The 8,109-nt window shown below is 62.2% G+C and carries 8 protein-coding genes and 2 pseudogenes; 8 read left to right on the plus strand and 2 right to left on the minus strand.

Going from position 1 to position 8,109, the window contains the following annotated elements; genetic code table 11:
- The 5 genes and pseudogenes from QVP03_RS02045 to QVP03_RS02065 all read left to right on the plus strand — a co-directional run.
- Positions 1–181: pseudogene (locus QVP03_RS02045) on the plus strand (DUF1573 domain-containing protein); the annotation flags it as partial.
- Between the two features lie 50 nt (positions 182–231).
- On the plus strand, positions 232–1,116 hold the full coding sequence (locus QVP03_RS02050) for a sulfide/dihydroorotate dehydrogenase-like FAD/NAD-binding protein (protein WP_022331995.1): 885 nt from the start codon (positions 232–234) through the stop codon (positions 1,114–1,116).
- Between the two features lie 48 nt (positions 1,117–1,164).
- Entirely contained in the window at positions 1,165–2,550 is a 1,386-nt protein-coding gene (gltA, locus tag QVP03_RS02055; protein ID WP_022331996.1) for an NADPH-dependent glutamate synthase, read from the plus strand.
- Between the two features lie 23 nt (positions 2,551–2,573).
- Positions 2,574–3,140 carry a lipocalin family protein gene (locus tag QVP03_RS02060; RefSeq protein ID WP_022331997.1) on the plus strand — a complete coding sequence of 189 codons (567 nt, stop codon included), beginning with the start codon at positions 2,574–2,576 and terminating at the stop codon, positions 3,138–3,140.
- 306 nt (positions 3,141–3,446) lie between these two features.
- The gene (locus QVP03_RS02065) at positions 3,447–4,295 is read left to right on the plus strand and encodes a phosphodiester glycosidase family protein (protein WP_022331998.1); all 849 of its coding nucleotides are present in this window, start codon (positions 3,447–3,449) and stop codon (positions 4,293–4,295) included.
- Positions 4,296–4,385: 90 nt separating this feature from the next.
- Here QVP03_RS02065 and QVP03_RS02070 read toward each other — a convergent pair whose 3' ends face one another.
- Positions 4,386–5,411 carry a glycosyltransferase family 9 protein gene (locus QVP03_RS02070; protein WP_256166567.1) on the minus strand — a complete coding sequence of 342 codons (1,026 nt, stop codon included), beginning with the start codon at positions 5,409–5,411 and terminating at the stop codon, positions 4,386–4,388.
- Positions 5,395–6,000: a DUF4254 domain-containing protein gene (locus QVP03_RS02075; RefSeq protein ID WP_022332000.1), complete on the minus strand. Its 606-nt coding sequence runs from the start codon at positions 5,998–6,000 to the stop codon at positions 5,395–5,397. Before QVP03_RS02075 ends, QVP03_RS02070 begins: the two co-directional genes overlap by 17 nt.
- 75 nt (positions 6,001–6,075) lie before the next feature.
- Between QVP03_RS02075 and QVP03_RS02080 the strand changes: the two genes are divergently transcribed.
- The 3 genes and pseudogenes from QVP03_RS02080 to QVP03_RS02090 form a co-directional block, all read left to right on the plus strand.
- Entirely contained in the window at positions 6,076–7,083 is a 1,008-nt protein-coding gene (locus tag QVP03_RS02080) for a glucosaminidase domain-containing protein (protein ID WP_022332001.1), read from the plus strand.
- Positions 7,084–7,095: 12 nt separating this feature from the next.
- On the plus strand, positions 7,096–7,782 hold the full coding sequence (locus QVP03_RS02085; RefSeq protein WP_022332002.1) for a hypothetical protein: 687 nt from the start codon (positions 7,096–7,098) through the stop codon (positions 7,780–7,782).
- A gap of 13 nt (positions 7,783–7,795) precedes the next feature.
- A pseudogene (locus tag QVP03_RS02090) lies at positions 7,796–8,109 on the plus strand (S9 family peptidase); the annotation flags it as partial.

The following is an 8,109-nucleotide window of genomic DNA, read 5'->3' on the forward strand; positions in this document are numbered from 1 at the left end:
CATCGCCACGACTCTCGTCCCCGGACAACGCATCCCGGCGGGCAGTTCCTTCACGGCGAGGGTGTCCGTCGACCCGGGCGAACAGGATTTCGGCGTGCTGACCGATTTCGTGATGATCGTCACCAACGACCCGCTGCGCCCGATGCGGCGGCTGAGGGTGACGGCCATCATCGAAGAATAACGACAATATGCGGCTTCCGCCCGAGGGCAGCGGCCGGAAAAAATATAGTAATGTACCCGATACTTGAAAAAAGACTCCTCGCCGAGGGCATCTGGCTGATGCAAGTCCTCGCACCGCGCGTCGCACATTCGGCGCAACCCGGGCAGTTCGTCATCGTCCGCGTCGACGAGCACGGCGAACGCATCCCGCTCACGATCTCGGACTTCGACCCCGCGCAGGGCAGCGTCACCATCGTGACGCAGGCCATCGGCGCCTCGACACGCAAAATATGCTCGCTGGATGCGGGCGATGCCTTCGCCGATTTCGCAGGCCCGCTGGGACACCCCTCGGAATTCGTAACGATGCAGCCCGGCGAGCTCCGCAGGCGGCACTACCTCTTCGTAGCGGGCGGCGTGGGCACCGCCCCGGTCTACCCCCAGGTCAAATGGCTCCGCGAGCACGGCGTCGCGGCCGATGTCATCATCGGCGCCAAGACCCGCGACATGCTCATCTATACCAACGCCATGCGTGCCGTAGCCGAAAACCTCTACATCGCCACCGACGACGGTTCGGAAGGGTTCAAGGGGCTCGTCACGCAGGTCGTCGAGGAGCTGGTCGAAAAACAGGGCCGGCATTACGACGAATGTGTCGCCATCGGGCCCATGGTCATGATGAAATTCGTGGCGCTCACCACGAAAAAATACGGGCTCAGGACAACCGTGTCGCTCAACGCGCTGATGGTCGACGGCACGGGCATGTGCGGCGCCTGCCGCGTGACGGTCGGCGGCAGGACGCGTTTCACCTGCGTCGAAGGCCCCGAGTTCGACGGCCACGAGGTCGATTTCGACGAAGCCATGCGCCGGCAGGGCATGTACCGCACGCAGGAACAGCGCGCCGCGGCCATCGAGGCCGAACGCGCCGCCGGGCACCAATGTAAAATAGGACTGGATAAATAGACACCGCCCGGGACGCACACCCCGGGAATCCCCAAAGCATACACGACAATGGCAAACAAGATACCGCGCGTCCCCGTGCGCGAACAAGACCCGCAAATCCGCGCGACCAACTTCGAGGAGGTCTGCTATGGTTACGACCTCGACGAGGCAAGGCTGGAAGCGTCGCGCTGCCTGCACTGCAGGAATCCCCGCTGCGTGGCAGCCTGCCCCGTCAGCATCCGCATCCCCGACTTCATCGGAGCCTTGCACACCGGGGAGTTGCAGCAGGCCGCCGACATCATCTCCGGCGACAGTTCGCTGCCCTCGATCTGCGGCCGCGTCTGCCCGCAGGAATCGCAGTGCGAAGGCTCCTGCATCCTGGGCATCAAAGGCGAACCGGTCGCCATCGGCAAACTCGAACGCTTCATCGGCGACTGGAAGCTCGAACACGGCGCCGCCGCGGCACAGACCGCACCCCGCAACGGGTACAAGGTCGCCGTCATCGGCAGCGGCCCGGCCGGGCTGGCCTGCGCGAGCGACCTTGCGAAACTGGGCTATGAAGTCAAGATCTTCGAGGCGCTGCACAAGGCGGGCGGCGTACTGGTCTACGGCATCCCCGAGTTCCGGCTTCCGAAGGAGCGTATCGTAGCCCGCGAAATCGCCGAGGTCGAAAAACTGGGCGTGGAGATCGAGACCGACGTCATCGTCGGCCGTACCGTGACCATCGACTCGCTGCTGGACGAAGAGGGCTACGCCGCCGTATTCATCGGCTCGGGAGCCGGGCTGCCCCGCTTCATGGGTATCCCGGGCGAGAACCTCAACGGCGTGGTCTCGGCCAATGAATTCCTCACGCGCGCCAATCTGATGCACGCCTACGACCAGGCCTACGACACCCCGATCTACGTCGGCAAACGGGTGGTGGTGGTCGGCGGAGGCAACGTGGCGATGGACGCCGTACGCACGGCCAAGCGGCTGGGTGCCGAGGCGACGATCGTTTACCGCCGCAGCGAGAAGGAACTCCCGGCACGCGCCGAAGAGGTGCACCACGCCAAGGAGGAGGGCATCTGCTTCAGGATGCTCACCAACCCCACCGAGGTGCTCGGCGACGAGCGCGGCTGGGTGACCGGCATCCGGTGCGTGGAGATGGAACTGGGCGAACCCGACGAAAGCGGCCGCCGCTCGCCCGTCGTGAAGGCCGGCTCGGAGTTCGGGATCGCCTGCGACGTAGTCGTCATGGCACTGGGCACCTCGCCCAATCCGCTGCTGGCCGCCACGACCGCAGGGCTCGAAACCAACCGGCGCGGCTGCATCACCGCCGACGAACGCGGCGCCACGTCACGCGAAGGAGTTTTCGCGGGCGGCGACGCCGTGACGGGAGCCGCCACGGTAATCCTGGCGATGGGTGCCGGCCGTACGGCGGCAAAGGCCATCGACGAATATATCCGAAAGCGTTAAACCTTTAAAACACCATACGAACGATGAAACGCATGAAAATCATGGTCGCGGCCATCGCCCTGTGCGGCCTGGCAGCCTGCAACGACAACACCCCCAAGAGCTTCACCGGCACCATCACCGATGCGTCGATGAACACCGTAACCGTCGAAAACGCCGAGGGGACATTCACCTTCTCGACCATGGACGCCGACAAAAGCGAGGCCAACGGCCTGCTGTTGGGAGCGCCCGTCACGGTCAATTACAGCGGTAAACTCGCAGACGGCACCACCGCCTCGAAAGTGTCTACCGACCCCACCTATGCCGAGGCCGTCGGCAATTGGACGATGCCCGACCCGATCGACCCCGACGGTGTCATGGGCATCCGGATCATGGTCGAAGGAGAGGCGCAGTCGATCAACATGGCCACACTGCACTACACATCGTGGGAATTGCAGGGCGAAGCCGGCAAAATCCTGCTCAAAGGCCAAAGTATCGGCAACGGTCAGACCATCGACTTCACCGAAACGGCCACCATCGCCAAGGATGCCGACGGTATCTATACGCTGACGGTAGAGGGCAATGGCGCCGTCTACACCAAAGCCAACGAATAGCCGCAGCCCCCTGCGGTCACACGCGCCTTCCGCAATCCCGGAGGGCGCGTTTTATTTGCCGGAGGACGCCCACCGTTTTCAACCGGACGGGCACCACAAGTTTTCGAAGGAGGCAACCACAAGCCTTGCAGAGCGGGCGCCACAAGCTTTACCGGGCGGACACTACAAGCCTTGCAGGACGGGCAGCCCGGGCTGCCGGGACGATCGCCCCGCACAAAACGCGCCCCGCCCCGCAAACAGTTCCGTGAAACGGCTTGCCGAACCGGTTTATTCGTTAAATTTGCATCCGTCAACCACACTGCAACTATGGCCAGAATACTCTTCGCAGCCCTGCTGCTCCTGTTCACCCTCCCGGCCGCGGCACAGACGCCCGGCGACTCCATCGCCTTCGTCACCGCCGACTGGCATACCACCGACCTCGGCCGGGGTGCCGCGTGCCGCTACGCCCAGGTCGAGATATTCGGTTCGCGGCAGAGCATCTCGGTCGTCAGCTACCCCGCGCGGCACTTCGCCACGCAGATCGTACAGCTCGACGGCAAGGGTGAAACCACGGGCCGCATGGGCGAAGCCGCCGACGCCACAGCAGCCATCAACGGCAGCTATTTCAACATGAAAACCTTTACGCCCATCACCTTCGTGATGGTCGACTGCCGGGTATTGGGCCGCACGACACCCGGCGAACTCATGCGCACCAACGGCATCATCGCCATCCGGGACAAACAGGGGCACGACGTCGCCATTTTCGCCTGCGACACCACCCAATACCCCCGCATAGCCCGCCGCTACCGCGCGGCGCTCGCAGCCGGGCCCCTGCTGGTCAGCGGAGGCAAGATCATCGAATACGACTCCGGCGACAGCTTCTATACCCACCGCCACCCGCGTTCGCTGATCGGCAAGCGCCCGAACGGCGAGGTGGTGATGGCCGTAATCGACGGCCGCGCCAAAGGCCAGGCTGCCGGCGCTACGATCGCCGAAACGGCTTACATCGCCCGCCTGCTGGGGCTCACGGACGCCCTCAACCTCGACGGCGGCGGTTCTTCGGCACTCTGGACAGCACAGGAAGGGGTGGTCAGCCACCCCAGCGACAACCGCCGCTTCGACCATGCCGGCGAACGCGCCGTACCGAACGGCATCGTCGCCCGTCCGCGGAAATAAAGGGGCAGTCCTGAAAAGGTGCCCGGCACAGAGTAGTCACAAAAAAACAGCCCCCTGATCCGGAGGGCTGTTTGCATATCCACGGCGAACCTATTCACCGACCATTTCGGCCACCCGCTCCGCAATCATGGCGGGCGTCACGGCATACAGGCAGCGGTAATCCCCGTAACGGCACGGCTTGTTCCCGAAGACCGAACAGGGACGGCATTCCATATCGGCCTGCAGGATGCCGCGCGGGTCGCAACCATAGCCGAAGAACCCCAGCCCGGGATGGGTAGCACCCCATACCGACACTACGGGCGTCGCCACGAGCGAGGCCATGTGCATGACGAGCGAGTCCATCGCCACCACGCAGTCCAGGTTGGCGATCAGGTCTAATTCGCCGTCCATCCCGACCCGTCCGAACAATGCCGTCACATTGGGGTACGCACGCTCCATTTCCCGCGCGAACTCCGCTTCGGCTCCGCCTCCGCTGTGTATGAACACCCGGTCGTAGCGTTCGGCCAACAGACGCACCGCCTCCCGCCCGAGCGCCGTGGGATAGGTTTTCCCCTGCTGTGCCGAAAACGGCGAGAAGCCGATCCAGGTACCCGTCTTCTCCCCCATCGGGTTGGGACGGCAGCGCCGCAGGGCCGGCACGGGATCGTGGAACACGAACCCCAGTTTGCGGAACACATCGCAATAGCGGACGACGGTATGCTTGGCGGGCTTCACGCCGCGGCCGCCCTTGCGGATAAACTCCTTTTTCTCCTCGCGCCCCTTCTCGATGGCCGCCACGGGGACTCCGCGCAGCCACAGGGCGGTGCGGAACATCACCGAACGCAGCACGCCGTGCACGTCGGCCACGGCATCCACCCCCAGGCGCCGCGCATCGGCGGCCAGGCGCCACATTCCCCGCAGGGAGTGGTGCACACCCTTGATATCTACATCCATAAAACCGAGATCGAGCCCTGTAAAAAAGGCTCGAAACACGGGTCTTGTCGCTACCGTCACCCTCAGGTCGGGATAGGCCTCCTTCAAGGCCCGCAGCGCATGCGCCAGCATCGCCACATCCCCCATCGCCGAAGTCCGGAAAACGACCAGATGACGCGGAAGTCTCTTATTTTTTCTGCCCATAAAGCACCGGGTTCAACGCCGGGTCGTTATACATCTTCATCTGCTTATAGGTCTTCATATACTTGCGGCCGGCCTCGATATCCCCGATCAGCTCTTCGATCGCCCCCGAAAGGTCGACCTGCTGCGCCAGCAACACGTCAAGCTTCTTCCGGCACGCCGCGCGGTGGGCATCGCCGACGTCCGTACGCTCGGCTTCGCATGCCATGTGGTAAATCTTCAGCGCCAGGATCGACAGACGGTCGATCGCCCACGCCGGGGTCTCGGTATTGAGCCTGGCGTCGGGCCGGGGTTCCACGTCCTTGTATTTATCGAGCAGGTACGAGTCGATATATTCCACCATATCGGTACGATCCTGGTTCGACTTGTCGATACGGCGCTTGATGGCCAGTGCGGCCACGGGGTCGATCTGCGGGTCGCGGATGATATCCTCCAGGTGCCACTGCACGGTGTCGATCCAGTTTTTATGGTATAACAGGTGTTCGAGCGAACCCGGCTCATAGGGATTTTCGATCGGATGATCCACATCGTCCCACCGATGGTAATCCCCGATGGCGCGGTTGAAGATCTTGTTTGCGGTTTCGGTAAACATAGCTCAGCAGTACATTTTATATTGTAATTCTCGTGGGAAAATCATACCTTTGTCCGTAAAGATTAAACAAAGATAATGAATTTTTCCAAAAAAGCAATATCGCTCGCAGGAATCCTTTTGATAGTCGTACAAAGCCTCCCGGCACAGGTGCGGCAGACCCGCGAGGAATATATCGACCGCTACAAATCCATCGCCGTGGCCCACATGGAGCGGTACGGCATCCCCGCCAGCATCACCATGGCGCAGGGCATCCTCGAGTCCGACTGCGGCAACAGCTGGCTGTCGCTGCAATCGAACAACCATTTCGGCATCAAGTGCAAACGCAACTGGACGGGCGACAAGGTCTATTACGACGACGACGCCAAGGGGGAGTGCTTCCGCAGCTACCCCTCGGTCGAGGCGTCGTACAGGGATCATGCCGAATTTCTCGATTCGCAGCCGCGCTACGACTCGCTGTTCGCCTACTCGTCCGACGATTACAAGAGCTGGGCGCGGGGGCTCAAAGCCGCCGGCTACGCCACGGCACCCGACTACGCGCAACGGCTCACGCGCATCATCGAGGAGAACCAGCTCTACCTGCTCGACCGGCCCGACGGCGAGCGGCTCTACGCCTCGCGCATGGGACGCAAGGTAACCGACCCCGAAGGGTGGTTCGCCGACCAGAGCAGCGTCGAACCGGCCGCAGGAGCTTCGCCGGCCATCGACCCGGACAACTACCGGGTGACGATCAACGCCCACAACGGCTACAACGTCTACCAGACCAACGGCGTACACTACGTGCTGGCCAAGGAGGGCGACACGTTCGAGAATATCGGGCAGAAGTTCCGCATTTCGGCTCGCAACCTGCGTAAATTCAACGACCTGAAAGACAAGAAGGCACAGCCGCTGACCGGCGAGGTGGTCTACATCGAGCGCAAAAAGAAGCGCTGGGAGGGCAATGCCCACACCCACATCTGCCGCCAGGGCGAAACGGCCTATGCCGTAGGCCAGTCCTACGCCATCCGCACCCGTTCGATCGAAAAACTCAACCGCCTCAAGCCCGGCAGCACGCTCGAAAAGGGGCAACAGATACGCATAAAATAAAAACAGCATAGCATGGAAACGACACCGCTCAGGAGCAAGATCCTGGATACGATCATCCGCAAGTCGACCCTCAAGCAACGGGTCTTCGACAACACCTTCGCAGCCTTCAACGAACTGAAGGAAACGCTGTTCGAAATGGCATCGGAGATGGACGACGAACTCGACGGCAAGCTCGACCGCCGCGTCAGGCTCGAATACCGCGACCGCGGAAAATTCGAGGCGCAGCTGCAGGTGGCCAACGACATCCTCATTTTCCAGATGCACACCGACGTCTTCGAATTCGACGCCAACCACCTGATCTGGCAGAACCCCTACGTACAGTCCGACCGCGAAAATTCCTACTGCGGCCTGATCAACATCTACAATTTCCTCTCCGACTCGTTCAAGTTCAACCGCAACGCCGACGAGGGATACCTCATCGGGCGTATCTTCATCAACCGCGAGCGCCGCTATTTCGTCGAGGGCAAACAGCAGACCTCGATGCGGGCGATGAACTTCGGCAAGGCCGAGATCGACCGCGAAGCCCTGATCGGCATCCTCGAACCGGCGATCTGGTTCGCCCTGAACTTCGACCTGCTGATGCCGCCCTACGAGGACAACAAACGCGTGACGGTCGACCAGTTCAACACCAAGATGGACAACTCGAAATTCGTCACGGGCAAACGCCTCGGCTACGATTTCGAAGTAGAGGACATTTAAACCCGATTCCCACGTGAAGGCACAACTTTTCACACTCCTCGCAGCCGCAGCGGTCGGCACAGGTACGGTACAGGCGCGGGGCGAATATGCCGAGATCGCACGCCTGCGCTCGATGAACGAAACCGTCCGCGGCATCCGCTCGATGGCCGACGGCGAACACTATACCATCCTCGAAGGCAACAACATCGTCCGTTACGGCTACGCCGCGGCGGGGCAGGGCGAGCAGATGCTCCCCAAGCCGACGGCCAACCTCGTCGTCACGGACTACGCCTTCTCGCCCGACGAACGGCAGATACTCATCGCCTCGGGCGCCAGGCCGATCTACCG

The sequence above is a fragment of the Alistipes sp. CAG:29 genome (assembly GCF_000435435.1).
GTDB classification, from domain to species: Bacteria; Bacteroidota; Bacteroidia; order Bacteroidales; family Rikenellaceae; genus Alistipes; species Alistipes onderdonkii.